Origin of the sequence: Streptomyces sp. NPDC050535, from assembly GCF_044457665.1 — a bacterium.
Taxonomy (GTDB): Bacteria; Actinomycetota; Actinomycetes; order Streptomycetales; family Streptomycetaceae; genus Streptomyces.
On the sequence record NZ_JBITHE010000017.1, the window covers coordinates 144,818 to 169,988 of the forward strand.

The following is a 25,171-nucleotide window of genomic DNA, read 5'->3' on the forward strand; positions in this document are numbered from 1 at the left end:
TCAAGTCACCGCACTGGTGAAGGACTGGGTGGTGCCGCCGGGGTGGAGCGTCGTGGTGCGCTTGTCGTTGTTGTCGTAGTCGAAGTCGGTCTTCTTGCCGGCCGGGTCGGTCAGGTAGTCCAGGCGGCCGGACTTGTCCCAGGTGTAGTCCGTCTTGCCGGTCGGGTCCGTGTAGTGGTCGACGTCCCCGCCCGGCGTGTACGCGAGCGCTGCCTGCGCGCCGCTCTGCAGCGTGCGCACGCTCTCACGGTTGAGCTCGTCATAGTCCCGGCCGGTGGTGCCGGAGGTGTCGGTGCGGGACTTCAGGTTGCCGTCACCGTCGTACGAATAGGTGACCGTGAGGTTCGTCGATGACACCGTCCTTGCCCGGTCCCGGGTGTCATACGTGTACACGGTCTTGATGCCGCGGCCGTCGGTGGCGGTCTCCACGCGGCCCAACGCGTCGTAGGTGTACGTCGTCGCGCCCAGCGGCGCGGGTGGAATAGGCGAAGCGCCAGGTGGGCCACCCGGCCGACGCTGCACTGGTCTCGTTTCGCATAACGCCGGTGTGGCCCACTGGGAGATCCGGATCTGGACCCGGTCTGCGGCAGCGGGTGTGCTCGGTTTCCGGGCTGGTTACCAGCCGCGGCAGGTCAGCCGCGCACCGCAGCCAGGCACTCGTCGTACAGGTCCATTATTTCGCCCTTGCCGTCGTTGGCGACCCACGTGATCGATGCGGCATCCAGGCACCCGAACGCCGTCGCGATCACCGCGCGGGTCTTCGCGCCCTCGTTGCCGGTAGCCGCGTCCATACGGGTCTCGATGAGCGGCAGCAGGTCCTCCTGGAACCGCAGTCGCTTTTCGAGCCAACCGGCACGCAGCGAGGCGGTGTTGTGCAGGAGACGGAACCGCTCCAGGGCCTGCTCGCGGCTGTCATGCAGGGTCAGTACGGCAGCCACCCCTGCGCGCAGGGCCTCCCAGACGCCGACGTCGGCCGGCAGTTCGCCGATCGTGTCTGCCAGGACCTGCCCAAAGCGGTCCTGGTCGCCGCCGAGAAGGTCCTCCTTGGTGCCGAAGTAGCGGAAGAGGGTGCGCTGGGAAACGCCGGCCTCTCGGGCGATCTGGGCGATGGTCGTCTCGTCGTAGCCCTGCTCGATGAACAGGCGCAGGGCCGTCTCGAGGATCTCTCGGGAGGCCATCTGTCGTGTCCGGTCCCACAACGTGGGCGGAGTCCTCGTCGCTGCCTTGGCGTCCTGCTGCATACCCACCAGATTACCCGGCACTGCCAAGACGGCATACGCATCCCATGTGACAGTCACCGCCAATCTGGCATACGCTGCCAGCAATAGTGCGCGGCGCCATCCACTGCCCCACGGACAGAGCCGCTCACCCCCTGCCCAGAAGTACGCAAAGGAGCGCATCATGCCTGCACCCACAGCTCTGATCACCGGTGGAACCAGCGGCATCGGCAAGGCGACCGCCGAACTGCTCCACTCCCGCGGCTACCGCGTCATGGTCACCGGCCTCGGCAATGTCGCCAACGCCGGACTTCCCGAAGACGTCACGGCTGTCCGGGCCGACGCACGGTCCCTGCCGGACATCGACCAGGCGATGGAGCAGGTGCGCCGGCAACTCGGCTCCCTCGACCTGCTCTTCCTCAACGCGGGCATCTCCCGCCCCGGCCCGATCGAATCAACCGATGAAGACGCCTTCGACGCCCTGTTCGACATCAACGTCAAGGGAAACTTCTTCACCCTGCAAAAGGCGCTGCCGCTCCTCAACGAGGGCTCCTCGGTCGTGTTCACCGTGGGCGCCGCCGAAGGGCTCGGGGCCGCGATGACAGCCGCCAAGGGCGCTCTGCTGCCCCTCATGCGGTCCCTCGCACTCGAACTCGCCCCCCGCCGCATCCGCGTCAACGCGGTCAGCCCTGGACTGATCAACACCCCTGCCTACAGCAAGATGGGTGTCTCCCAGGAAATGATCGACTCCTGGGCCCGGGACGTCCCGCTCGGCCGCGTCGGCGCTCCCGCCGACATCGCCGAAGCCGTAGCCTTCCTCGCCTCGGACGCCGCCGGCTACATCACCGGCGACAACCTCACCATCTCCGGCGGTATCGGTGTTCACTCCAACGCCTGACGAGTAATTTGGCTCTGAGCTGGAAGGCTCACCGGGTCCGATGCCCAGTCCGTGGCCCGGGCGAGCCGACGGCCCGTTCGGGAAGCCGGCCCCGCCACTTCGTTCTCCACCACGGATGGATGGCCCGCCCTCTTCCATGCCCGTGTGCTCCGCCGTGCCCTTGGAACTGACCGCTGCCGAGCGCCACCGGCCGGCTCAAGAAGATGGCCTACGGCCACAAGACCCCGTACCAGGCACGCCAGCGGGCGACGATCGTGCTCCTGGCAACACGAGGCCGCAGCAACGCCCGGATCGCCGCCGAAACCCACCTGCACGTGGACACCGTGCCCGCTGGCGCGGCCGATTAACGGCCGGCCGATTGCCCGCCCTGGCCGACCGCAAGCGGTCGGGGCGGCCTCCGACATCCCCGCGCTGCAGATCGCCGAAGTCAAAGCACTGGCCTGCCAGTTACCGGCCGAGACAGGCGTGCCGCTGTCGCGCTGGTCGTGCCCGGAACTGGCTATCGAGCTGACCGCGCGTGGAATCGCCGACAGCATCTCGTCGTCCACGGTGCGTCGCCGGCCGGCCCAGGACGCGCTCAAACCCTGGCAGTACCGCTCCGGGATCTTCATCACCGACCCGGACTTCCGCGCCAAAGCCCAGCGGGTGCTGGACCTGTACGCCCGCACCTGGCAGGGCGAGCCCCTGGGCACGGACGAATACGTCATCAGCGCCGACGAGAAGACCTCCATCCAGGCCCGCTGCCACTGCCATCCCACCCTGCCACCGGGCGGGCCCGAGCAATGCGGGTGAACCACATCTACGGGCGCGGCGGCGCGCTGGCCTACCTGGCCGCCTACGACGTCCACGCCGCGCAGGTATCCGGCCGCTGCGAGCCGACCACCGGCATCGACCCGTTCATGAGCCTGGTCGCCCAGGTCATGAGCCAGGAGCCCTACGCGAGCGCGAAGCGAGTGTTCCGGGTCGTCGACAACGGCTCCTCCCACCGCGGCAAGAAAGCCGCGGACCGACTGTCGGCCGCCTTCCCGAACACGATCCTGGTCCACACCCCGGTGCACGCCTCCTGGCTGAACCAGATCGAGATCTTCTCCGTCGTGCAGCGCAAGGTCGTCTCACCCAGCGACTTCACCGACCTGGCCCAGGTCGGGGGCAGGCTCCGAGCATTCGAAGACCGCTACAACGCCACGGCACAGCCGCTCCAGTGGAGGTTCACCACCTCCGACCTGGACGATCTACTGGCACAGCTCGACCGACACACACCCGCCGACCGACACCAGGAATCCTCCGCTGCCCTGGCAGGCCAACGCCGCAGCCAGCCCGCCGAAGCTGGTCGTCACGTACGACTACCGGCCGCGTACCGGCACCAAGCAAGAAGCCGGCCCGCAGCCACGGTGAACTCACGGGTGACCCTTGTCAGGCCAGACGGCGGGACCCAATGACGTGCGGACAACGGCGCTCCTCGGTGATCGGAAGTCTTGGCGGACCACCTGACCAACGCGGCCCTGTTGCCCACGTTCCGATCTGACGCCGAACCTCCTTGCCACCAGCGGAAATACACTAACTACCTGGCATTGGGTCAAGGCCCCACGACTCTTCGCAGTCGGGGGTGTCATCTGCCGCGTACACCTCGAAGGCGGAGAGGGCCGCCCCGGCCCATGCGGTGTTGTCGGTGACCTGTAGGCGGACGAACCGGGCCGTGCGAGTGAGCGGGAGAACGACGGCATTACGCCGCTCCGGAACGAATCGGCAGGATATGGCGGGGGTGGCGGGTACGAGATCGGTCTCCGCGAGGCCGGTGTGGACTACCAACGTCTCGGTACGTTCATCCCAACTCTGCGGCGTTCTCAGGACGATGCGCGCGAGAGGTACGGGCTCACCGAGGTCCACTTGGAGCCATTGCGGAAACCCCGTGCCGTCACTCTGCCACCACGTCCTTTCGGTGCCGTCGACGGTGGATTCGGGCGGGAAGCCTCCCATCGCCGTACTCGCCTTGACTCGTCGCCCGAGAGCTCTGTCCGCAGCCGGGTCGAAGCCGACACCGGTCAGGTCGATGTGGAGCGGACTACGGGGTGCGTTCGAGTGCACGGTGAGTACCCCGGTACGCCGGCCGGCACGAGAGGGAGTGAATCCCACGGTGAGGACGGCGCTTGCTCCGGGACCGACCGTGGCCGGGGTTGGCGAGGCGGCGGTGAAGTCTCCGGTGAGTTCGACGTGTTGGACGAGGACCTGCCGGGGACCGGGATTGTGGAGTTCCAGGCGTTGAGGAGCGCTCACGCTGAGCGGTGTGGTCGCTCCGAAGTCGAGGCGGGTGACAGACGCGTGGAGGGCGCCGTCCGGCGGCAGATCGGGCAACTCCTCGTCCCAGCCCTCGTTGCCCGCGCCGCGGAGGAGATCGAATCCCGGAGCGGCGCGGTGCAGGCCGGTGACGCCCAGCCCGACGGCTTTGACGTCGGTGAAGCGGGCGGATCCGGTCGCCTGCAGTTGGACCGCGCAGGTGCCCGCGCCTTCGATGGTCATGCCGTCCACGTCCACGCCGTCGATCAGGCCACCGCTCAACTGCACAGCCGCGTAAGCGCTATTGGTCAGGGTGTTCCCGCGTACGCTCACGTCACCCGTCATCGGCGCGTCGTCGGCCAGTAGCCACAAGGCGCCCACTCCCGCGCGGTATTGAGGATGGTAGGAGCCCGTTCGGATCAGGGAGTTTCCCTCGACGAGGGTTTTTCCCGCGACGGGCACAGCGCCATAGCGGTTGGCGATGTGGATCCCGCCCCCCTCCGCGACCGAGTCGGCCAGCAGGTTTCCCGTGATCCGGTTGTCGTGACCTCCGTAGACGGCGATGTGATTGGCCAGCATCGGCAGCACGATGGTGTTCGCGTGCACCGTGTTGTGGTGGGTCGCCAGCCCGTCGGACCACAAGGCGATGGCGTCATCACCGGTGTTGCGTATGTGGCAGCCGGTGATGGTGACCTCCGAGACTCCGCGGTGCAGATTGATGCCGTCGGCAGTCGTGTTCATGATCCGCACGTTCCGGATGGTCAGGTCCTCGAAGGGGCCGTCCAACCACATGCCGCACTTGGTGTGGGCGATCCACACGTCCTCGATGGTGGAACCTCCGCCCAACGCGCCCCCGATTCCGTTGTGTTGTGCTGCGTCGTCGCGCTCGGTGACGTCACCGAAGATCGCGAGTCCGGACACGTGCACGCCGGTGCTGGGGCGTGGCGCCGGGTGCCCGTACAGACCTACGCCGGCGCCCCGAAGTTCGGTGTACCAGGGTCCGGCGCCGCGGATCGTGACACGGTCCAGGACGATGTGGTCGGTCACCGTGTAGACGCCGCGGGGCAGCCAGACGGCGCGCTCGGTCCCGGTGGCCGCCTCGACAGCGGTCCGGACGGCCGAGGTCGAGTCGGCCGTACCCGTCGGGTCCGCACCGAAGTCGAGCACGGACAGGGCGTCCCGCGGCGGGGATACCGGTCCGCCCGCCTCCTCGAAGCAGGCGATGTCGACGGTGACCGGCACCTCCATCTCGGCCACGGGCCGCAGAGTGACGCGAGTGCCCGGAGGGCAGGTCCGGCCGAGGAGTACGTGCACGTCGTCGTAGAGGTGGTGTGCGCGACCGGCTGCCGGGTCGTTGGTGAACGGATACGCGCCGTAGTACCAGGAGTGGCGGGAGCTCAGGGTCAGCCGATGGCATTCCTCCCCGTCGATGTGCAGGACCAGCCGTTCGGTGCGGCCACCGCCCGTGGGAGCGTCGGGCAGCGAGTAGCGCAGGGTCAGCGCGTCGGCGGGAGCCACCAGGTGGAACTCGACGTACTCGTCCGGACCCGAGAGCCGTACGACGGCTCGGGCCACCGATTCGTCGACCAGGCGGGCATGGGGTCCGGAGGCGTCGACGCGTGTGCCGTTGGTCCGGGCGTCCGCAGCCCGGTACTGGGCCGGGCCCTTCTCCGCTCCCGCGGTGCGGGCGGGGGTCGCGGTCATGCGCGCAGGATCCTCTCCACTCGGTGGCCGGCAAGGAGTAGTCCGGCCGCCATCAGGACGAGCAGGTAGACGCTGGGGAGTGCCGTGGCCCAGCCGATCGTGTCGAGCGACAGGCCCCGGACCAGGTCGACGGCCTGGGCCAGGGGCGTGCACTGAGCGAGGAGGCCGAGTGCCGCGGGGTAGCCGTCGGTCGGCGTGAACGTGCCGGAGAAGACGAACATGCTGAAGGTCACCAGGTTGACGCGGTCGAAGTCGTGCGTACCCCGCAGGAACGTGGACAGGGCAAGACCCATCGCGGAGAACGCGGCACTCACCAGGAGGGCGGCGACGAACAACGCCGGCAGACGGGCGGGTTGGACCAGGTCCAGAGCGCACATGAAGGCCAGGAACGACACGGCGTGCACGGCACTCGTGGCGACGTTCCACAGCATCTCGCCGCAGACGATCGCGAGCGAGGAGACAGGAGTACAGGCCGTGGCGTCGTGGAGCCTCGTCATCCTGAGCCTGGTGAAGAAGGTGAACGTCGACTCCGACACGGCACCGTTCATGAGGGAGGACGCGAGCATCGCCGGGGCCACGAACGTGGCGTAGCTGACCGGGTGGCCGTAGACGTTCAGATCGCCGACCAGGGTGCCGACGCCGACGCCGATCGCGCCGAGAAAGAAGACGGGTTCGAAGAGGCCGGACAGCAGGACCCACAGGTATGACGCATGGCGGGCCGCCTCGACGTTGCGCAGGAACACCGCCCAGACATGGGCCGGCCGGACGGTTTCCGTCCGGCTGAGCACCGCAGCCGTGGATACAGGCACAGACCCTCCTAGTCCGAGAGGCGTCGAGAGAAGGCGCGGCGGGCGAGAGTGAGTCCGGCGACGGCCCAGGCGGACAGACAGAGCAGGTCGACGACCGCGTCCTGTGCGCTGCCGGAACCGAGCAGCAGCATGCGGGACAGGTCTGCGGCGTGCGCCAGGGGCAGGGCCAGGACCACGGCATGGGGCAGCGCCGGCAGGACGTCGAGCGGGAAGTAGATGCCGCTGAACATGGCCATGGGAACGATGCCGATACGGAACAGGACGTCGAACATGCCGGCGCTCCGCACGGTGGCGCTGAACGCCATGACCGGAGCGGCGATCGAGAGGGCGAACAGCGGCAGAAGCGGGACGACTGCGAGGGCGGTCCACCGGTGCCCGACGCCGAAGAGCTCGATGACGATCAGGAAACTGAGGCCGCCGAGGGTGGCACGCCCGACGACCGTGGCCAGATGCCCCGTCATGATGTCCGTCGGCCTGGCCGGTGTGAGCCGCATGGCGTGGTAGATACGGCTCCACTCGAAGCCGCCGAAGACCGCCCAGGCGGACTCCGCGGCGCCGATCTGGACGACGGAGGTGGCCAGAAGTCCGGCACCGACGAAGGCGAAGTAGGAGACGCCGGGTTGGGGCTCGTCACCGACGTACCGGCCCACAGACCAGCCTATGCCGGTGAGCAGGCACACTGGCAGCAGGAACGAGTTGAACACCGAGTCGAGCCAGGTGCGGCGGTAGCTGGTGAACAGGTGAGCGGTGACGGCGACAGCTCGGGAATCGATCAGGGCCACGGTCAGTCCACCAGGGTTCGGCCGGTGAGGTGCAGGAAGACGTCTTCGAGTCCGCCCCGGCGGACCAGAATACTGCGGACTTCGATGCCGTTCCGGTGGATTGCTGAGGCCGCGGCCTCCCCGTCGTCGGCGTAGATGAGTGCTCGGTCGGGCAGCATCTCGACCCGCAGTCCCAGTCGGTTCAGTTCGTCCATGGGCGCGTCGGCCTGTCGAAGGCGCAGTTCGACGACCTCTTTGGTGCAGTACTGAGCGATCAGCCCGCTGGGTGTACCGGTCGCGACGACCCGGCCACTGTCCACGACGACAAGCCAGTCGCAGAGCTGCTCGGCCTCGTCCATGTAGTGCGTGGTGAGTATCTGGGTGATGCCCCGTCGGCGAAGCTGGTCAAGGCGCTCCCAGAGGAGATGGCGGGCCTGGGGGTCGAGGCCTGTGGTGGGCTCGTCCAGGAGGATCAGCTCCGGATCGTTGATCATGGCGCGGGCGATGCTCAGACGCCGCTTCATACCGCCGGACAGCGAATCGACGCGATGGCCGGCCCGGTCCTCCAGACGGACGAACGCCAGCAGTTCGGCGGCGCGTGTGGCGGCTGTCGCACGCGGGATCCGGTAGTAGCGCGCGAAGACGGTGAGGTTCTGCAGCAGGCTCAGTTCGGGGTCGAGTGTGTCCTGTTGGGGACAGACTCCGATCCTCGCGCGTATCGCGGGTCCGTCGGCGATCGCGTCCATGCCGAATATGCGCAGCGTGCCCTCCGTCGGCTTGGAGATACAGCTGATCATGCGCATCGTGGAGGACTTTCCGGCCCCGTTCGGTCCGAGCAGGCCGAAGACCTGGCCCTGCCGGACCTCGAATTCAACGCCGTCCAGCGCGGTGAGGTCCCCATAGCGCTTCACCAGTGCGTTGGCGTGGACGAGCGGTTCCTGGGCCGGCATGTGTCGTGGTTCCTCTCGCTGTCTTCGTGGCTGTGGGCAGCAGCCTGAGCTGACCCAATCCTGTGCGGGTCCGGCACGGAACAGAGGTGCTTTGCGGCCGGTGTACCGCAGGGGGATCGGCCAGTCGGACGAACCCTCGCGGCCCACGTGCCATCGGTGTCGGGCCGGCGAGGAGGCACGTCCGCTTCCCGGTTCTCATACCGGCGCCTCGCTGCGGAGCGGAGCGCCGACCAACGACAGGTGCCGGTCGAGCATGGCCTGGAAGGAGCGCCGCCAGTTCGTGCGGAAGTCGTGTTCCTGGCGGGCTCGTGCCAACGCCGCCTGACTGAGGTCCACCCTCTCCTTCGCGGTCAGCTCGGTCACGGCTGTGAGCATCGCGGTCGCGTCAGCGGTTTCCCGGCCGGCCGCCACCAGGCCGCTGACACCGGGTTCGACGAGTTCCGGGTAGACGCCGGTGGGCAGTACGGCGACGACCAGGCCCTTCCCGTTGTTCATCAAGGCGGCCTCCACAGGGGTGACGGAGGCCGCTTCCCGCTCGGACAGGAAGGCCGCGGACAGGGTTCTGGGCCACTGGCAGAGGGCGGTGAGGACTCGGTCGTCCTGGCCGGGGAGGAGCACAGCCGGTGATCCGGTGTGCCGGACGTGCTCCTCCAGATCGGCGTAGGGCCGTGGGTTGAGGATCACAGGAACCAGCCGGTCCCCGGTCAGGCGAGCGGCGTCCACCAGCTTGTGGAAGCCCTTCTCCGCCACCCCCCGGCCCCAACTGACGACCAGGTCACGGTCCGTGGGGATTCCGAGCTCGCGCAGGAGTGCGGGGTCCGGCGGGCCCGGCCGGAACTTGGCGTCGTCGGTGGGCACGCCGGCACGGGCGTAGAGGGTTTTGTCGTCCGGGATGCCGTAGACCTGCTGGTACTGGTGGCGCATCCAGTGGGACTCCCAGCCGATGGACACGCGCGGGTCCGATCGGGCCAGGTGGCCCAGCACCGAGTCGGCGTAGGTCTCGGGCAACTCGGCGTCGCCGTCGGGGCGTAGGACGGGGTTGTGGGTCATGTGCACGTAGCTCGCCGCGAGGCCGAACTGGTCGGCGGCCCGGACGACGAAGCGTGCGGCCATGGCGAACATGCTCATCCCGGAGATGACGAGGAGGGAGTCCGCCTCGCGCCCCACCGTGAGAGCGACCTGCCCGGCCGCCGAGCCGAGGGCCATGCAGTGCTCGAAGTGGTCCACCTCCCAGCTATGGGCTCGCGGGTCGGCCAACGGGTGATAGCGCACGGCGCCGTGGTGGACGTATCGGTCCAGGGCCTGGGCGAAGCGCTTCTCGTCCAGGCCCGCGCAGTTGGCACGTTCGGCCACGTGCCACTCCACCTGGACCCCGCGTTCGTCGGTGATCGCGGCGACGTCGTCACGGGAGTCGAGGATGTTGTGGATGTAGCGGGCCACGCCGCCGTCGACCTGTCGGAAGCCTTCGTTGGTCAGGAGCAGAACCGCCAGCCGGTGGTCAGGCATCGAGCTCCTTGAGGGCGGCGTCGAACCCGTGCTGGTAGAGGTAGGCCACGACGAGCCGGTTGAGGCCGATGCCGCAGCAGCCGCTCCACAACTCCTGGCCTTCCGCGGTGATGTGGAAGCTCTCGGTCTGGTGGGTGCCCTCGGCGGAGCAGCCGGAGATCTCCCGCAGGTCGAATCGCTCGTCGAAGTGGTCGGCCCAGCCCGGGCGGGCCCGGTCGGGGCGGTTGCTGCTGAGCGGGACCTCGATGTCCTGCACGGGCACCTCGTCGGCGGTCTCCGCGTCGTCCTGCGCCTCGACGAGGGAGGGTATTTCCATGCAGCCCTCGGCGGCGACGACCTGCCAGCTCAGTCCCCAGCCGGAGAGGAGGTCCGTCAGGGTCTGGCGTACCTGGCCGCGGGTGGCGCGGACCTGCTCACGGGTGCCGAAGAAGACGTGCTCGACGCGGAGGAACTCGCGCGCCTTGATGGGGCCGTCCAGGTCCGCGGAGTATTCGTTGCGCCAGGTCCAGCCGCCGAGGGTCTCCACGATGCGCAGCGGCAGTTCGTCCAGCGACAGCTGCCGGCCGCGCATGAGGTGGTAGAGGCTGATGCACTGGACCGGGTCGAGGACCTGGTCGCCGTTCACGCCTGCCGGCACGAGGAGTTCGGGCGCGTACTGGCTCAGCCTGAAGTCGTCCAGTGCCTGACGCGGAATCAGGCGCGGGAACAGCCACTCCTCGAAGTCGTTGGCGTAGGCACGATCGAGTATCTCGCTCTGCAGGCGTCGCAGCACCCGGACCCACGGGGCGCGGTAGACGTACTGGCCTTCCGCGAAGTTCTCGATCCACTTTCGGTCCAGCGCTTCGGCCACGACATCGCCGCCGTGCAGGTCGCCGAACTCCGACATGTCGAGAATGGTGCCGAGCTTCATCGGGCTGACTCCTTGGGTGAAGGGGTTCCGTTTATGTGCCGGGCGGTTCGGGAGCGGCGGTGGCGCAGCACGGTGTGGGCGGCCTCCAGGAGATCGGAGGCGTAGTGCACTCCGGTCATCGTGCTGGCCCGCGGCGGGGTGCGTGGAGTGAGCAGGACTGCCGTGCATCCGGCGTTCAGAGCGGCTTGCGCGTCGGTGGGACGGTCCCCGACGAGGTAACTGGACGCGAGGTCCACCGACAGGTCGACGGCTGCCTGGCGCAGCAAAGCGCTGGAGGGCTTGCGGCACCGGCAGCGGTGCCGCGCGCTGTGCGAGCACACGTAGACGCCGTCGAGCCGGCCGAGTCGGCGGTGCATCCGGTCGAGTGCGGAGCGGTCGAGCAGTCCGCGGGACAGGTCGGGCTGGTTCGTGAAGAGGGCGATCAGGGCGCCGGCCGCGCGCAGTTGGGTGAAGCACTCCTGGATGCCGGGCAGGGCGGTCCATTCCTGTGCGTGCCGCGGGGAGGTGCGCCGTCCCCTCCGTAGGACATGGGTGTTGAGCGTGCCGTCCCGGTCGAAGAACACACACCATCCCCGGCCCCGTGCGGCAGCGGTCAGCTGTTCCACAGATCCACCGACCTCCACCCGTGCGGGGTCGGTACGCGGCTGCGGCGCTCCGCTCCGGTGAGCCGCAGCAGCAGTGCGTGCCGCGGGGTGACGCTCTCGAAGAACGCCGGGTCGGTGAAGGCAGGATGCTCCACGGTCAGCACCACGCAGTCGGCGTCGGCCGCCGCCTCGGTGAACGTGGTGCGGCGCTGTACGTCCGGGAGGTCGGCGGTCTCGGCGATCGGATCGTAGGCGGTGACCCTGGCGCCCTGCGCGTGCAGTTCGTCGGCCAACCGCAGGGCCGCGGAGTCGCGGAGCGTGGACACCCCGGGTTTGTAGGTCAGGCCGAGCAGGCAGACCGTCCGCTCGGCCACGCCTTCGAGGTGTTTGTCCAGGGCTGCCAGCGGAGCCAGCGCGTGGACGGCGTTGGCATGGGCCACGGCGCGGAAGAGGCCGTCACGGCCGATGGGTTCACCGTGTTCCACCAGGGCGCGCACGTCACGGTGCAGGGTGGCGCCCGCGTACGGTTCTCCGGGTCGCAGCGGGGCCCCGGCGGCGACTCGTTCGTCGGCGCGGACGCCGTCGAGGACCGTCACCGGATCGGCGCCGAGATGACCGGCGACGGTCCCCAGGTCGTTGGCGAGGGTGATGCACAGGGCGAGGTAGGTGTTGGTGCCGTGTTTGACCAGCTCCGCCTCGACCAGCCGCATGTGCAGTTCGTCGCGGGAGCCGAGACGGTCGAGCAAGTCGCGCACGGCTTCGGGCAGATGGGGAGAGTTGAAGCCCACGACGGTCCGAGCGGGGTGGAGGAAGTCGGAGACCGCTCGGCCCAGGCGCAGGTTCTCGGGAATGTGGATCAGGTCGGGACTGTCCGCCGGCAGGGCGGCGTCGGCGAGGGCGGCGTCGCAGGTGCCCGCGCGGAGCTGGCTCGCGACGACCACCGGCCCGCGGCGCCGGTGGTCTCCCAGCAGTTGGCGCAGTGCGGCGACGGGCCGGGGGTCGGTGACGGTGCCGTCGGCGGCGGTTCCGGTGTCGTGGACGACAAGGCTCATGTCGGCGTGCCGCAGGACCTCGGCGACCTGCGCCTCGTCGAGCACCGGTCGCAGGGTGCCCTTCTCACGCGCGGCGGCGAGGATTCGCGCGACCTCGGGTTCGTCGCCGCAGCGGTGCCCACGGGCGAGGGTGTCGAAGGCTGCCCGGTCCGGCGTTTCGAGGGCGTCGGGCCGTAAGTGGACCGTGTAGCCGAGCCGTGTCAGCCCGGCGGCGGTCACCGACGCCAGGTGCCAGTCGCCGACCAGGAGGACGTCAGGCATGTCCGGCTTCACCTATCTGGCGGCGTACCGCCTCACGGATGGCTTCCTCGGACTCCCGCGAGCTGCGCCATCCCATGGAGTGGGCCTTGGACAGGTCGAACTCCACCACCGGAACGTCGCCGGGCCAGCCGCGCTTGCCGCCGCCGTACTCGATCTCCGCGTCCAGGCCGAGTTCTTCCAGCACGATCGCGGCGATCCTGGCGACGGTGACGGTCTCGGTCGAGCCGAGGTTGGCGACGAGGATGTCGGTCTTCGCCGCGGCGGCCAGGTCCACGATGCCGCGGGCGCAGTCCTCGGCGAGGAAGTAGTTCTTGCGCTGATGTCCGTCGCCCAGGATGTGGAGCCGACTCGGCTCCTCGCGCAGCTTGTTGAGGAAGTCGTAGATGACTCCGTGGTTCATGCGTCCGCCGACCACGTTGCCGAAGCGGAAGATGCCCGCCCGGAAGCCGTAGAGGTGGCAGTAGGAGGAGATCAGCGCTTCGGCGCCGAGCTTGGCCGCGCCGTAGACGGAGATGGGCAGCATGGGGCCGTGGTGCTCGGCTGTGGGGCGCTGCGCGAGCTCGCCGTAGACGGTCGAGGAGGAGGAGAAGACGATCTGTCTCACGTCGGCCCGCCGCATGGCCTCAAGGACGGAGCGGGTTCCCAGGACCGACTGTTGGATGTCGACCCAGTTGTCCTCAAGACCGACACGCATGTCGACGCTGGCGGCCAGGTGGATGACCTGGTCCACGCCGTCCGACATCACCTCGGCCAACTGGTCGGTTTCCAGGACGTCCAGTTCGTGGACGACGACGGTGCCGTCCCGCTCATGCGGTTCGACCCAACTGCGGGTCGTGTTGGAGAAGTTGTCGACCACCACGACGGGTGTGCTGTCCGCGGCGACCAGGTGGTCGACGACATGGCTTCCGATGAAACCGGCGCCGCCGGTCACCAGGGTGCGAGGTCGGGTCATCGCTTTTCTCCATCGGTGAGGGCGAGGCAGAGGGCGTGCGCGACGAGAAGGTGCACGGACTCGATACCGGGCGTGGCGAGCGGCTCGCGGTCCAGCGGGACGTTTATGTGCACGTCGGCCAGGTCGGCGGTGGCTCCCCCGTCGAAGCCGGTCACGGCGATCACCGCGGCGCCTTGTTTGCGGGCGAAGGCGGCCAGCTCCACCAGACCGCGTGAGACGGAGCCGTCCCGGGCGCCGCCGTGCACGGAGAAGAGCACGACGGCGTCGCGGGCGTCGGCGTGGCTGGGCAGCCATGGTTCAGCCAGGTGGGCCAGGGCAAGGCCGGGGTCGTCGTCATTGGTCCACGCCGTGTGGCAGGCGATGTTGTCCAGCAGGGCGACGGCGCGCAGATGCGGCTCGTGGGGGGTGCGGGTGAACTTGGTCAGGTCGGCGGCGAAGTGGGAGGCGGTGGAGCTGGATCCGCCGATCCCGGCGGTCAGGACGACACCGCGAGTGGCACGGCAGCCGGCGAGCACCCCTACGGCCGCGGTGAGCGCGTCCGTGTCCAGGCCGGCCGTGACGGTGGCGGCCGCGTCGCGGAGAGCTGTGATGCTGGACAGGCTCATGGTGTCTCCTTCGTGACGGGGGTCCAGCGGCCGGCGTGGGTGGAGCGGTAGGCGGCCTCGACGACGGCGAGGGCACGTCGGCCGGCCGGATCAGGGGGCGGCGTGGGGTTCTGGGCGCTCAGCTGCCGGAAGTGGGCCCATTCCGCTGCCCAGGACCGGTCGGCGCCGCGGAACCGTGTGATCTGCGCGCCGAACGGCCCGTCGTCGCGGCGTTCGACCGTCAGGGTCTGCTCGCCGTAGGAACCGGTCAGTCCGTCGATCCGTACGGTGGCCTGTTCGAAGGTGACTTCGAAGAGGAAGCGGTTGTGCCACTGGCTCAGGCTGCTGCGGACCATGGCGACCTGGCCGGCGGCCGATCGCAGCATGACGTGGGCGTCGTCCTCGATGCCGGTCGGCAGACCGAACGAGTGCTGGGTGTGAGCGATCACGTCGTCGATCGGCCACAGCAGGCCGTCGATCAGGTCGATCAGGTGGATGCCCTGTTCCATGAGCTGCCCGCCCGCCACAACACCCGGATCGGCGCGCCATTCGTCGGAGTAGCCCTCGCGGATCCCGTAGCCGTACACGCCCAGGGCTGAGAGAGGGCTGCCGTATGCCTCATCGGCCACGATCCGGGCCAGCGCACGGACGGCGGGGTGGAAGCGGTGGTTGAACCCGCAGTGCAGGACCCTTCCGTGGTCGAGTGCCGCGGCCTCCATCCGGGCCGCCTCCTCGCTGCCGCGGGCAAGAGGCTTTTCGCACAGGACGTGCTTTCCGGCGGTGAGAGCCGCGACGGTCGCCGCGAGGTGCGAGTCTGGTGGCGTCGCGACGATGACCGCGTCCAGTCCGGGCTGCGCGAGAAGTTGATCCCAGTCGTCGAACACACGGGTCCTGACCGACTGGGGACGGGTCCATGTCCCTTTCAGTTCGGGTGCGGCGATACCGACCAACTCGTCGTCCGACTCCAGTGCCGAGATGCGCCGCCCGCACTGCAGCCCGGCACCGATCACGCCGACGCGCATGTGTCCCCCTCGCGTCGGCCGGGTTCCGCCGTCGACCGGGTGCTGTCCAGGCCCTGTTGGGAGATCTGCAAGGGGACGTGTGTGAGTCCGAGGCCGTCCAGGAAGGCCCGGGCGCGATCGACGCGAGAGGGGTCGGCCGCGATGAGCATGTGCCCTCCGCCTCCGGCGCCGATCAGTTTGAAACCGGCTATTCCCTCGGTGTCCCGGGCCTGCCCGATCCGTCGGCACACGGGGTGGTCGGCGGCTGGATTGGCGGCGATCTTCCGGGCCCAGTGCGCCCGCAGGGCCGCGCCGACCACGGCGATGTCACCGCTCAGGAAGGCTTCCTCGGTGAGCGCGGCGGCGGCTGTCGCCCGACGGTGGTGTTCGGGGGTGACTTCTGGGGCCCGGGACAGGACACGGGAGGCGTCGCGGGTGCCGGGGACTCGGTAGAGCAGCAGGCCGTTGTCGATGAGCCGGGCCATCGCGGAGCACAGGGCGGGACTGGGGTTGGCGGTGACGGACCCGTCGGGTTCGAAGCGGAGGCGCTGCGCGCCGCCCAGTGCGGCTGCCCAGGCGTCCTGTTGTCCGATCGTGCGGCCGAGGACTTCACGTTCGAGCCGGAACGCGAGGGAAGCGGCCCTGTGCGGCGGCAGAGCCCGGTCGCTCCAGCGAGCGAGCGCGTCGACGAGGGCGACGGAGTAGGCGCCGGAACCACCGAGGCCCGAACCGGGCGGAACCAGGGAGCCCACGGCGATGCTGGGCAGACTCTTCAGCCCGAGGACGACCGCCGCGGCCGCGGGATACGGGTGCCGCGCACTGTCGGCGGGCGGCAGGAGGTAGCGCCAAGGGGCACCTGTCGCGTTCAGCTCGGCCAGCGCGCGGTCCGGCCGGTCGGCGACGCTGACGTGAACACGAAGCGGCAGGGCGGCAGCTACGACGGTGGTGGGGCCGTGGCGGTAGTACTCGGGTAGGTCGGTGCCCCCGCCGGCGATGCTGATGCGCATCGGAGCGGAGCTGCGTACCGTCGTCATCGGCGCTGTCTCTCGGCTCGGGAGGGCGTGGAGCACGGCCCGCTGGGAAGGTCGGCCAGGGTGGCGCAGGCGTGCCGCCAGCGGTCCGGGGTGCCGATCTCGACGATCGGCTCGTCGCAGATCCAGTGGGCAAGCACGCGCTGGGCGGCGAGGGCCCCGAAGAACGGACTGTCGCTGTCGCCGGGATGGGACTCCAAGGCGTCACGGCGAAGGAACCGGACCCCGCGGTCGATGTACGGCGCGGCGGTTGTCCTGTCGTAGCGATCGATCCACGGACCGTCGAGGCTGATGTTGCCCGGGTCGTGTGAGCGGCTCTCGGGGGCGACCGACATGACGGCCTGTGCCTGTTGCCGACGCAGGGTGCCGCTGAGGGATTGCCACAAGTCCCTTCTGTCAGGCGGAAGGACGTCGCCGAGAACGAGGAGGAACTCCTCGTCGAGGCGGGACAACGCTTCGCGCAACGCCCCGACGGGTCCGGCGGGCGCGGCTTCCACGAGGGTCTCCACGTGAAGAGGCGTCTCGCTTCCGGGAAGTGGGACGGATGGCAACTCTCCCTGGTGAGGCGGCTGCCAGGCGTCGGCCAACTCCCCTACGGAGCGGGCGTCGTGCCCCGCCAGGAGCAGAACCCGGTCGACAGGCGGCCGTACGGCCCGGTCCAGTACGTGACTCAGGAAGGGACGGCCGGCGACGGGAACCATGCACTTCTGCACGCCACCGCTCACCGCGGCCATCCGGGTTCCCAGCCCGCCACAGAGAACGACCAACTGGGTCATCGCGCACCGGCAGTGCGCCGAAGTTCGTCCGTCAGGGCCGCGATGACGGAGTCCACATCCTCGTTCGTCATCGCCGGGAAGATCGGGAGCGACAGAAGTCTTCGGTAGGCGGCGTCGGCAACGGGGAAGTCCGCCGCGGCGGAAGGCAGTTCGGCACGGTAGTAGCTGAACTGGTGCAGCGGCCTGAAGTGGACGCTGGTTCCGATGCCGCGGCGGCGGAGCCGGTCCGCTACGTCGTCACGATCGATGCCCGCGGGTAACTGGACGGCGTAGAGATACCACGACGAGCTGTCCAGTGCGGTGTCGGCGAACGGCAGCAGCAGGCCGGACAGGGAGGCGAGACCTTTCGCGTAGCGCTCCCCGATCGCACGACGGCGTTCGCGCAGCGCGTCGCAGCGGTCCAACTGGCAGCGCAGTAGCGCCGCGGCCACGTCCGGCATGTTGTATTTCATGCCGGCCGCGACCACGTCGTAGTGGGGCGACCGGCCCGAGTGATGCCGCGCGAACGCGTCGCGGTCGATGCCGTGGGCGCTCAGTGTGCGGGCTCTTGCCGCCAAGTCCGCGCGATGGCAGACCAGAAGGCCGCCTTCGGCGCTGGTGAGTGGCTTCGTCACGAAGAACGAGAACGCCGTGGCGTCGGCAAGCCGGCCGGGCGTCACCGCGTCACGTTCGGCGGGCAGAGCGTGGGCCGAGTCCTCGATGAGAGCCAGGCCGTGCTCGTCGCAGAGGTGCCGCAGTGCCCGCATGTCGGCCATGCGGCCGGCGAAGTGAACGGCCATCACCGCGCGCGTGCGCCTGGTGAGGTGCTGTCGTACCTGTTCCAGATCGATGGTGAGCCGGTGCGGCTCGACGTCGACCAGCACAGGGGTGGCGCCCGCGTGCACCACCGTGGCGGCGGATGCCGTGAAGGTCGTCGTGGGCACGATGACCTCGTCGCCCGGGCCCACCCCGAGCGCCAGCAGTGCGAGATGCAGTGCAGCGGTACCGGAGTTGAGCAGCAGGGAGTGCTCGACGCCGAGGTAGCGGCTGAAACGGCTCTCGGTGTCCCGCGCGACGGAGCCCGTGCCGATCCATCCGCTGCGCAGCACGTCGGTGACGGCGGATATCTCCTCTTCACCGATGAGAGGGGCCGCGAACGGTACCTGCGCCGGGACCTCGGTCATGCGACGAGTCCCTCCGCATCCGCGGCGAACTGACCGGCCATCTCCACGCTGCGCGGATGGTCGATCCACTGCTCCAGGACGGCCGGGGGCACCGTCACGATGTCGCAGGGGGTGTCGAGCGCCGCGGTGACGTCGGCGGGCTCGCGGACGCTTCCGATGACCAGGCGCGTACCGGTGCTGGTCAGAGCACGACGGGTGGCCACCGCACGGACCGCCTGGGCGGGGTCCTCCCCCGCGTCGCGCGTGCGGCACCAGAGAAGGCTCAGATACTCGGGTTGCAGCATCAGCGCCGCGTACAGCTCGGCTCGCGAGGTGCAGACGGTGACGTTCACCTTGACCCCGGCGTCACGCACGCGACGAATGAGTCCCGCCCGGCACCGTCCCGTAGAGGTCACGAAGGGGATCTTCACCCGCACTCGCGGATCGAGGCTGGCCAACGCCATCGCCTGCTGGTAGGCCTCCGCGTCCGCTTCGGACAGGACCTGCGCATGCACTTCGGAGGATCCACTCGCGAGGATGCGCTTCACGGTCGAGGACACCGAGGTGGCGCCGGCCTTCGCCAGGAGGGTCGAGTTGGTGGTCACGCCATGGATGAGTCCGGTCGGTAACCAGTCGGTGCAGTGCTCGGCGGTGGCTGAGTCCAAGTACAGCAAGTTATCCACCTTGTTAGGTCGGATGAGCTGACTAGACGAGCAAACTAATGACAGAACTTCGAAAATTCAAGACTGTCTGCGTCGAGCCCTATCGGTCGGGCCGATTTCCGACGCTTGGACCACACCAGCACGTCGTGCATACGTTCACTCTTTGCATGGATTCGTAGGCATCTTGCGAACGGTTCGGCTTCCTGGTTGGGTTGGCTTGGTGAACATCGCTGATCTCTTCGACCTGCTGGACATCCTGGAGTCCGCCGACGCTTCGTACTGGGTTGCCGGCGGGTGGGGAGTTGACGTCCTCGTGGGCCGTCAGACGCGTCCGCACCGGGACGTGGACCTCGCCTTGGACGCCACGAGCGAGACCGCGACAGTCGACGCGCTGGAGGCGTTCGGGTACCGGGTGGAGACGGAACAGCGTCCTACGCGCGTGGAACTCGCGGCTCCCGGACGGCGCTGGGTGGATCTGCACCCGGTCGTCTTCGACGCTGAAGGAGTAGGGCGACAGGCCGACCTCGACGGCGGCTTCTTCCTGTATCCCGACGGGGCCTTCACCGTCGGTACGCTCCAGGGACGGACCGTCCCGTGCCTGTCGGCCTCGAAACAACTCGCCTTCCGCAGCGGATACACGCTCAGGGACGTCGACCATCACGACATCGCGCTTCTCGAAAGCCTGAACGTCCAAAGCGACCGGTGACACCGGCGGTCGCGGAAGCTGCACATCAGGAGAACTGGCCGAAAACGCACAGGATCCACAGCGGGAAGGACCCAGGCCACGCCACGGCTTCTCCGACCGTCAGCGCATCCTGGGCCCCGGTGGCACCACCGGACTTCAACCCACAGATCCCCGGCCCGGCTCCGGCGTCACACGGACGCCACCGGCTCTCACCGTCCCGGTCCCGACCGCGAACGGGAAATGCGGGCGGCCTACGAGCAACTGGCCCAAGCCGGGCTGGGGCAACCGGCCAGCGAGGCGTGGACACAGGGAGCGGCAGCTCTGCAGCATCTGCACCACGAGCGGGCCGGCGCGCCGGGCTGGGTGCTCTGTGTAGAGGCCGGGCGCCCTCCGGGTGTCGTCACCGCACCCGTCTGGCAGGCGATCCTCGACGCCGGCCGGCACGCACCGGGTCCCGACCCGCTCGCGGCCACCGGCCTCCCCCGCCCGCCCGGGGCCACGGACACACCGTGGGTGATCGCTGCCGGCACCCGCAGTGTGGACCTCGGCGGAGGGTGGGTCATGGGGCGCAGGCCGCCTCACATGTTCAGAGCGCGGCGTGTGGCAGTGGCAGCCACTACCCCGCTTCGCCCTCGACCAGGGCCACTCGGCCGAGATCGGGACCACCGGGCAGACACCTGCGCTGCGTCTGCGTGACCTGGTGAACCTGTCCTGAGCCACCCGGGGGAGCGCCGGAGATCAGCAAACCCCGGCGCACGCTGCTCGAACAGCGGCTTCCGCACAGCGCGTTGGCCGGCGCGGTGACGATCCTGTCCGCGCGCCGGGGCGCAATCCTGCCCGCCGCACGCTGGGAACGGGCCCCTTCGGCAACTCGCCCCACTCCCTCAACTACACCTGCACGATCCCCGGCCCCGACGGGGGCCCAGCCTTGACCGCTTCCGTCATGCTCGTTCTGCCCACCCCGATGCAGTCCACCACGGTCTTCGCCCGGGTCCCGTTGCGGCTGTCGCCGTTGTTCTTCCCGGCCGGATCGTGCTTCTCGTAGCCGACGTGGTCGGTGATCTCGCCCTCCAGGGCGGACTCGAGCACCCGCTTGGTGAGCTGTTGCAACAGCCCGCCCTCGCCAATCAGTTGCAGCCCTTCGTTGCGGGCCCGGTCAACCAGCATCGCAACGGGTGCTCGTCCGACACTGCACTCGACTGTGCCTGAACCACCTGTTGGGCCTGCTCGTTCTCCACGGCGGCCTTCGTCATCGGACGCATCTCCTTGATCATCAGATCCGCCGTTGATTGGACACTCCCGGCTGGGCACTGACGTCGACGAGCCGGAAGCAGGGCAACCTACAGCAGCGGTACGGCTCCGTCGGTGACGGCTCGGGCAAGGAGGACCGCGCCCTGGAGGGAGGAAAGGCCACCCAGGCGCGCCGGAGCGACTGGTGGGGCAGGGCGGCCTGGACGCGAGAGGGATGTCAGGTGGGTTGCTACGCGGTCGACCAGGTTGTCGATGCCTGCCGCGAATCCGCCTCCGATCACAGCGAGGCTGGGGTGGAGCAGTTCGGTGACCCCCATGATGGCAGTGGCCAGGGCCCGGCAGGTGCCGTCGATCGCGGCTGTAGCCCACGGGCGGGCGGTACGGAGTGCTTCGCGCAGCTCTTCGTAGGTGACCGGCTCGCCGTGGAGCTCGCCGGCCCGGGCCAGGGTGGCCGGCCCCGAAGCTATCGCCTGGAGGCAGCCCCGGCGGCCGCAGACACACACGGGGCCGCCCAACTCGACGACCAGATGGCCCAGTTCGAAGGAGCCGCGGCCCGGGCCGGGGCACAGGCGGCCGCCCAGGACCAGGCCGCCGCCGATGCCGGTACCGACGCCGACGTAGAGCAGATTGGCGCAGTCGGCCACTGCGGCCTCGGCGAGGGCGGCCACGTCGCCGTCGTCCGCCCATGCGACGGCCGCTCCGGGCACGAGGGCGCGTAGCGCGGGGCCCAGGGCGAGGCCGGTCCATGACGGTCGGCTGGGCCAGGAGGTGACCTGCTCGTCCGGGCCGACCGTGGCGGGGACGGCGAACCCGGCGGCCTGGAAACCACTGCCTGTGCGGGCCGCCAGGGTGGTGATGCCGTCCGACAGCAGGGCAAGGTCGCTGTCCGGTCCATGTTCGTGGTGCGGCCAGGAGAACGTGTGCTCCTCGGTACGGCCGTCCGCTGACTCGGCGCGCAGAGCGACCTTTGTGCCCCCTATGTCGATGCCCAGATGCCACGACGGCGGTGAGGCTGTCATTACCGTCTCAGTGGCCGGGGACGGCCGGGCAGAGGACGAGCAGTTCGGCGGGCTGTCGCAGGACGATGTCAGGGCCGGCGGCGAGCAGTCCGATCTCGTCGTGGCAGCCCCACAGTGCGGCTACGGCGGTGACGTCGGCGCCTTGGGCGCTGGCCAGGTCGGTGGGGGCGTCGCCGATCATGATGGCCCGGTCTGCGGGAACGTCGAGGAGTTCGAGCGCGCGTCTGACGATGTCGGGGGCGGGCTTGGGCCGGGGCACCTCGTCGGAGCCGATGACGTGGGCGAAGTACGGAAGCAGGCCGAGGACGTCGAGCAGGGACCGGGCGCGCTCGCCTGCCTTGCCGGTGGCGATGGCCAGCCGGAGGCCACGCTCGTTCAGCATCCTCAGCACATCGACGACACCGTCGTACACCTGAACGCGGTGGGCGAGCCGGTAGCTCTCACGGACGAAGGGCTCCTCCATCTCCAGCGGAAGGCCCATGATCCGCATGATGTCGGGAAAGTAGCGGCCCTGATGGCGCTGGTACTCCTCGAAGGGCGCCTCGCCTGGGCCGACGACCTCGGCGTAGGCGAGGGAGAAGGCCTCGCCCATCACCGCGAAGCTGTCGACGACGACTCCGTCGAGATCGAAGATGACTGCTTGTCTGGAGACTGGGGAGTGCTGTTCGGAGGTCGTTGCCGCGTGGTGTTCGGACCTTGTGGTCATGCGGTCCTCACCTCCTTGTGGGGGGTGAACTGGGGCGCGTGGTCCGCAGGTCGAGCGGCGCGCGCCGATGCGTAGAAGCTTTCGACCAGCCGGACGGTGCCGCGGGCCTGGGCGACGGCCAGGCCGCGTCGGCCTGGGTCAGCCAGGAGCCCGGCGAGGCCGTCGAGTTGGCGTCCGTACTCGGTGCCGATCGGCTCGGCGGGCAGCGGGATCCGCTGTGTGGTGCCTTCCCGGGTGAGGGTGAGCACCGGTTCGGGGACCCGGTTGGGACTGAAGCCGAAGGTGCAGTGCAGCCGTGCCGTTCCATCGCTGCCCTCGACGGTGATGACGGACGCGTCCAGCGCCTCGTGCGAGGCCCAACTGGCTTGTAGCGAGACCGAGATGCCGTCCTCGCGGAGCAGGAAGCCTCGGGCGGTGTCCTCGACGTCGCCGGCCGGGGCGTCGGTGGGCTGGTCCTCGCGCCAGGTGGCGGACCAGGCACCGCTGCTGATGAAGTCGTCGGAGACCGAGCCGAGCACTTGGGTGACGGGGGCGGGGCCGAGGAGGTAGGTGAGGACGTCGAGCAGGTGCCAGCCGAGGTCGACGAGTACACCGCCACCGGACTTGCTGCGCTGGGTGAACCAGCCGCCGGGCTGTGGCACGCCGCGCGCCCTGACCCAGGTCAGGGTGACATGGCGGATCCGGCCAACCTGGGGCAGCAGCCCGGCAAGCTTCTGGACGTCGCCGCGGTGGGCGGCGGCGCTGCCGGCGAGCAGGATCCCGCCGTTCTGTTCAGCCGCGGCGAGGGCGTCGGCCTCGGCGGTGGTCAGGCAGACCGGCTTCTCCAGGAAGACGGAGATCCTGCGGCGGAGCAGGGCGGCCGCTACCTCGGCGTGCAGATGGTTGGGTACCGCGACGACGGCGATGTCGACCGTGCGGGGGTCGAGAGCGTCCAGGGTGGCGTAGGCGGGCAGACCCGTCGCCGCAGCGGCCGCCCGGCAGCCCAGGTCGGGGTCGACGGCGGCGACCACCTCGAAGTCCTTGTGCTCGCGCAGCAGTCTGAGCCACAGCTCGCGGCCTGCCCAGCCGAGCCCGACGACGGCAGCGCGAACCCTCATCGTGCGGTCACCGCGTCGGCGATGATCTCGGCCGTGGTGTGGAGGGCTTCCTCGGAGGCGAGCAGCACCCGGTGGTGCAGCCAGATGCAGTCGGTGCTGATCGCCTCCGTGTGCGGGCAGCTTTCGGCGAGCTTGTCGACGGTGGTGTCGGGCGCGGCCGTCTCCCAGAACGCGTCGGTGCGGTAGATCGCCCGGAAGGCGGCGAAGGCAGGCAGTCCGGCCTCGATGAGCGTGTCGACGAGGGTGTTGCGGCCCTCCTCGGAGATGCCGGGGATCCGGAACATGGCCATGTAGTGAGACTTCCGGTCGGCGCGCGGGTCTGCGCCCTGAGGTACGACGCCGTCGATCTCGCCGAGCAGCCGGGACAGCAGTGTCCAGCGCTGATCGCGCAGCGTGAGCTGGGCGTCGAGGCGGCTCAGCTGGGCGCGGAGCACGGACGCGGAAAACTCGTTGAGCCGCATGTTGGTGCCGGCAGTCTGGTGCATGTAGCGGCGGTCGGTGCGCGGCCGGCCACAGCTGTGCCGCAGGAAGGCGGCCTCGTACGTCTCCTCGTCGGGGAAAAGCAGTGCACCACCCTCGCCGGCGGTCATCAGCTTGCCGTTCTGGAAGCTGAACGTGGCGACCGTACCCAACTCGCCCACCCGCTTGCCCTGCCAGCGGGCACCGTGCGCGTGGGCAGCGTCCTGCAGCACGGGCACGCCGGTGTCCGCGGAAAGCTTGTCGAGCGCGTCCATGTCAGCGATGAGCCCCGCCATGTGCACGGGCATGATCACCCTGGTGCGAGGGGTGACGGCGGACGCCGCGGCAGCCACGTCGATGTTGTACGTGTCGAGATCGACGTCGACGGGGACGGCGACCGCGCCGAGCCGCTGAGCGGCCTGGGACGAGGATATGAAAGTGAAGGCCGGCACGATGACCTCCGTGCCCGGACCGACACCCAGACACTGCAGCGCCAGCTCCAGGGCATGGGTGCCGTTGGTGACGGCCAAAGCATGAGGAGCACCATGGAAGTCGGCGAACTCACTCTCGAAGGAGTCCACCTCCGACCCGCCCATGCGCCACCACTGACCTTGCTCCAGGGCCCGGATCAGGCCGGTGCGCTCGCTGTCGTCGTACTGCGGCCAGGAGGGGAACTCTGGTGCCGGTCGCGCGTTCATGTATCTCCAAATCTCCACTTCGGACATTTCTCGGCCGATGGCCGACGGAAGGCATAAAGCGGCGGGGCATGTGGTCGACGGAAGGTTCCACCTCGGGGATCAGACCCATGGGTGCGACTTCACGGTAGGCACCGCTCTCACCGCCCCGCATCCCCCGGTCTGGTAGCCGTCCGTCCGGGTGT

Annotated in this window: 24 protein-coding genes and 2 pseudogenes; 4 read left to right on the forward strand and 22 right to left on the reverse strand. The window is 69.2% G+C overall.

The window, feature by feature from the left end; genetic code table 11:
• The gene (locus ACIBLC_RS31010) at nucleotides 1-429 is read right to left on the reverse strand and encodes a hypothetical protein (protein WP_399214642.1); all 429 of its coding nucleotides are present in this window, start codon (nucleotides 427-429) and stop codon (nucleotides 1-3) included.
• Nucleotides 430-632: 203 nt separating this feature from the next.
• Nucleotides 633-1,241: a TetR/AcrR family transcriptional regulator gene (locus ACIBLC_RS31015; protein WP_399214643.1), complete on the reverse strand. Its 609-nt coding sequence runs from the start codon at nucleotides 1,239-1,241 to the stop codon at nucleotides 633-635.
• 160 nt (nucleotides 1,242-1,401) lie between these two features.
• On the opposite strand from ACIBLC_RS31015, the gene ACIBLC_RS31020 reads away from it, so the two are divergent.
• The 3 genes and pseudogenes from ACIBLC_RS31020 to ACIBLC_RS31030 all read left to right on the forward strand — a co-directional run.
• Complete coding sequence (locus ACIBLC_RS31020; protein WP_399214644.1) at nucleotides 1,402-2,115, forward strand: SDR family NAD(P)-dependent oxidoreductase; 714 nt, start codon at nucleotides 1,402-1,404, stop codon at nucleotides 2,113-2,115.
• Nucleotides 2,116-2,580: 465 nt separating this feature from the next.
• Nucleotides 2,581-2,907: a hypothetical protein gene (locus tag ACIBLC_RS31025; RefSeq protein ID WP_399214645.1), complete on the forward strand. Its 327-nt coding sequence runs from the start codon at nucleotides 2,581-2,583 to the stop codon at nucleotides 2,905-2,907.
• Nucleotides 2,898-3,170: pseudogene (locus ACIBLC_RS31030) on the forward strand (IS630 family transposase); the annotation flags it as partial. The gene ACIBLC_RS31025 and the pseudogene ACIBLC_RS31030, both read left to right, overlap by 10 nt.
• Nucleotides 3,171-3,672: 502 nt before the next feature.
• Here ACIBLC_RS31030 and ACIBLC_RS31035 read toward each other — a convergent pair.
• The 15 genes from ACIBLC_RS31035 to ACIBLC_RS31105 all read right to left on the reverse strand — a co-directional run bounded on the left by ACIBLC_RS31035 (nucleotide 3,673) and on the right by ACIBLC_RS31105 (nucleotide 19,077).
• Nucleotides 3,673-6,093 (reverse strand): glycosyl hydrolase family 28-related protein, encoded by a 2,421-nt coding sequence (locus tag ACIBLC_RS31035; protein WP_399214646.1) that lies wholly within the window; start codon nucleotides 6,091-6,093, stop codon nucleotides 3,673-3,675.
• The gene (locus ACIBLC_RS31040) at nucleotides 6,090-6,902 is read right to left on the reverse strand and encodes an ABC transporter permease (RefSeq protein WP_399214647.1); all 813 of its coding nucleotides are present in this window, start codon (nucleotides 6,900-6,902) and stop codon (nucleotides 6,090-6,092) included. The genes ACIBLC_RS31035 and ACIBLC_RS31040 overlap by 4 nt, the downstream gene beginning before the upstream one ends.
• 8 nt (nucleotides 6,903-6,910) lie before the next feature.
• Entirely contained in the window at nucleotides 6,911-7,684 is a 774-nt protein-coding gene (locus ACIBLC_RS31045) for an ABC transporter permease (RefSeq protein ID WP_399214648.1), read from the reverse strand.
• A gap of 2 nt (nucleotides 7,685-7,686) precedes the next feature.
• Nucleotides 7,687-8,613: an ABC transporter ATP-binding protein gene (locus tag ACIBLC_RS31050; RefSeq protein WP_399214649.1), complete on the reverse strand. Its 927-nt coding sequence runs from the start codon at nucleotides 8,611-8,613 to the stop codon at nucleotides 7,687-7,689.
• A 195-nt stretch (nucleotides 8,614-8,808) separates the two neighbouring features.
• Nucleotides 8,809-10,119: a hypothetical protein gene (locus ACIBLC_RS31055; RefSeq protein ID WP_399214650.1), complete on the reverse strand. Its 1,311-nt coding sequence runs from the start codon at nucleotides 10,117-10,119 to the stop codon at nucleotides 8,809-8,811.
• A complete protein-coding gene (locus ACIBLC_RS31060; RefSeq protein WP_399214651.1) occupies nucleotides 10,112-11,029 on the reverse strand; it encodes an aminoacyl--tRNA ligase-related protein in 918 nt (305 codons plus the stop codon). The genes ACIBLC_RS31055 and ACIBLC_RS31060 overlap by 8 nt, the downstream gene beginning before the upstream one ends.
• Entirely contained in the window at nucleotides 11,026-11,592 is a 567-nt protein-coding gene (locus ACIBLC_RS31065) for a D-glycero-alpha-D-manno-heptose-1,7-bisphosphate 7-phosphatase (RefSeq protein WP_399214652.1), read from the reverse strand. The genes ACIBLC_RS31060 and ACIBLC_RS31065 overlap by 4 nt, the downstream gene beginning before the upstream one ends.
• 29 nt (nucleotides 11,593-11,621) lie before the next feature.
• Nucleotides 11,622-12,926, reverse strand: a complete 1,305-nt coding sequence (locus ACIBLC_RS31070; RefSeq protein ID WP_399214653.1) for a UDP binding domain-containing protein — start codon at nucleotides 12,924-12,926, stop codon at nucleotides 11,622-11,624.
• Entirely contained in the window at nucleotides 12,919-13,878 is a 960-nt protein-coding gene (locus ACIBLC_RS31075; protein WP_399214654.1) for an NAD-dependent epimerase/dehydratase family protein, read from the reverse strand. The genes ACIBLC_RS31070 and ACIBLC_RS31075 overlap by 8 nt, the downstream gene beginning before the upstream one ends.
• Nucleotides 13,875-14,483: an SIS domain-containing protein gene (locus ACIBLC_RS31080; protein ID WP_399214655.1), complete on the reverse strand. Its 609-nt coding sequence runs from the start codon at nucleotides 14,481-14,483 to the stop codon at nucleotides 13,875-13,877. The genes ACIBLC_RS31075 and ACIBLC_RS31080 overlap by 4 nt, the downstream gene beginning before the upstream one ends.
• The gene (locus tag ACIBLC_RS31085) at nucleotides 14,480-15,484 is read right to left on the reverse strand and encodes a Gfo/Idh/MocA family protein (protein ID WP_399214656.1); all 1,005 of its coding nucleotides are present in this window, start codon (nucleotides 15,482-15,484) and stop codon (nucleotides 14,480-14,482) included. The genes ACIBLC_RS31080 and ACIBLC_RS31085 overlap by 4 nt, the downstream gene beginning before the upstream one ends.
• Nucleotides 15,469-16,497 (reverse strand): hypothetical protein, encoded by a 1,029-nt coding sequence (locus tag ACIBLC_RS31090; RefSeq protein WP_399214657.1) that lies wholly within the window; start codon nucleotides 16,495-16,497, stop codon nucleotides 15,469-15,471. The genes ACIBLC_RS31085 and ACIBLC_RS31090 overlap by 16 nt, the downstream gene beginning before the upstream one ends.
• Nucleotides 16,494-17,270: an NTP transferase domain-containing protein gene (locus ACIBLC_RS31095; RefSeq protein WP_399214658.1), complete on the reverse strand. Its 777-nt coding sequence runs from the start codon at nucleotides 17,268-17,270 to the stop codon at nucleotides 16,494-16,496. Before ACIBLC_RS31095 ends, ACIBLC_RS31090 begins: the two co-directional genes overlap by 4 nt.
• Nucleotides 17,267-18,433 carry a DegT/DnrJ/EryC1/StrS family aminotransferase gene (locus ACIBLC_RS31100; RefSeq protein WP_399214659.1) on the reverse strand — a complete coding sequence of 389 codons (1,167 nt, stop codon included), beginning with the start codon at nucleotides 18,431-18,433 and terminating at the stop codon, nucleotides 17,267-17,269. The genes ACIBLC_RS31095 and ACIBLC_RS31100 overlap by 4 nt, the downstream gene beginning before the upstream one ends.
• On the reverse strand, nucleotides 18,430-19,077 hold the full coding sequence (locus tag ACIBLC_RS31105; RefSeq protein ID WP_399214660.1) for a transaldolase family protein: 648 nt from the start codon (nucleotides 19,075-19,077) through the stop codon (nucleotides 18,430-18,432). The genes ACIBLC_RS31100 and ACIBLC_RS31105 overlap by 4 nt, the downstream gene beginning before the upstream one ends.
• A gap of 217 nt (nucleotides 19,078-19,294) precedes the next feature.
• Between ACIBLC_RS31105 and ACIBLC_RS31110 the strand changes: the two genes are divergently transcribed.
• Complete coding sequence (locus tag ACIBLC_RS31110) at nucleotides 19,295-19,780, forward strand: nucleotidyltransferase domain-containing protein (RefSeq protein ID WP_399214661.1); 486 nt, start codon at nucleotides 19,295-19,297, stop codon at nucleotides 19,778-19,780.
• A gap of 939 nt (nucleotides 19,781-20,719) precedes the next feature.
• Here the strand turns inward: ACIBLC_RS31110 and ACIBLC_RS31115 are convergent.
• The 5 genes and pseudogenes from ACIBLC_RS31115 to rifK all read right to left on the reverse strand — a co-directional run.
• Nucleotides 20,720-21,012 (reverse strand): annotated as a pseudogene (locus ACIBLC_RS31115) (transposase); the annotation flags it as partial.
• Between the two features lie 87 nt (nucleotides 21,013-21,099).
• Nucleotides 21,100-22,029, reverse strand: coding sequence for an ROK family protein (locus ACIBLC_RS31120; protein WP_399214662.1), 930 nt, complete (start codon nucleotides 22,027-22,029; stop codon nucleotides 21,100-21,102).
• A 7-nt stretch (nucleotides 22,030-22,036) separates the two neighbouring features.
• Nucleotides 22,037-22,735, reverse strand: coding sequence for an HAD-IA family hydrolase (locus ACIBLC_RS31125; RefSeq protein WP_399214663.1), 699 nt, complete (start codon nucleotides 22,733-22,735; stop codon nucleotides 22,037-22,039).
• Nucleotides 22,732-23,832: a Gfo/Idh/MocA family protein gene (locus tag ACIBLC_RS31130; RefSeq protein WP_399214664.1), complete on the reverse strand. Its 1,101-nt coding sequence runs from the start codon at nucleotides 23,830-23,832 to the stop codon at nucleotides 22,732-22,734. Before ACIBLC_RS31130 ends, ACIBLC_RS31125 begins: the two co-directional genes overlap by 4 nt.
• Nucleotides 23,829-24,989: a 3-amino-5-hydroxybenzoate synthase gene (gene rifK, locus ACIBLC_RS31135; protein ID WP_399214665.1), complete on the reverse strand. Its 1,161-nt coding sequence runs from the start codon at nucleotides 24,987-24,989 to the stop codon at nucleotides 23,829-23,831. Before rifK ends, ACIBLC_RS31130 begins: the two co-directional genes overlap by 4 nt.
• Between the last annotated feature and the right edge of the window lie 182 nt (nucleotides 24,990-25,171).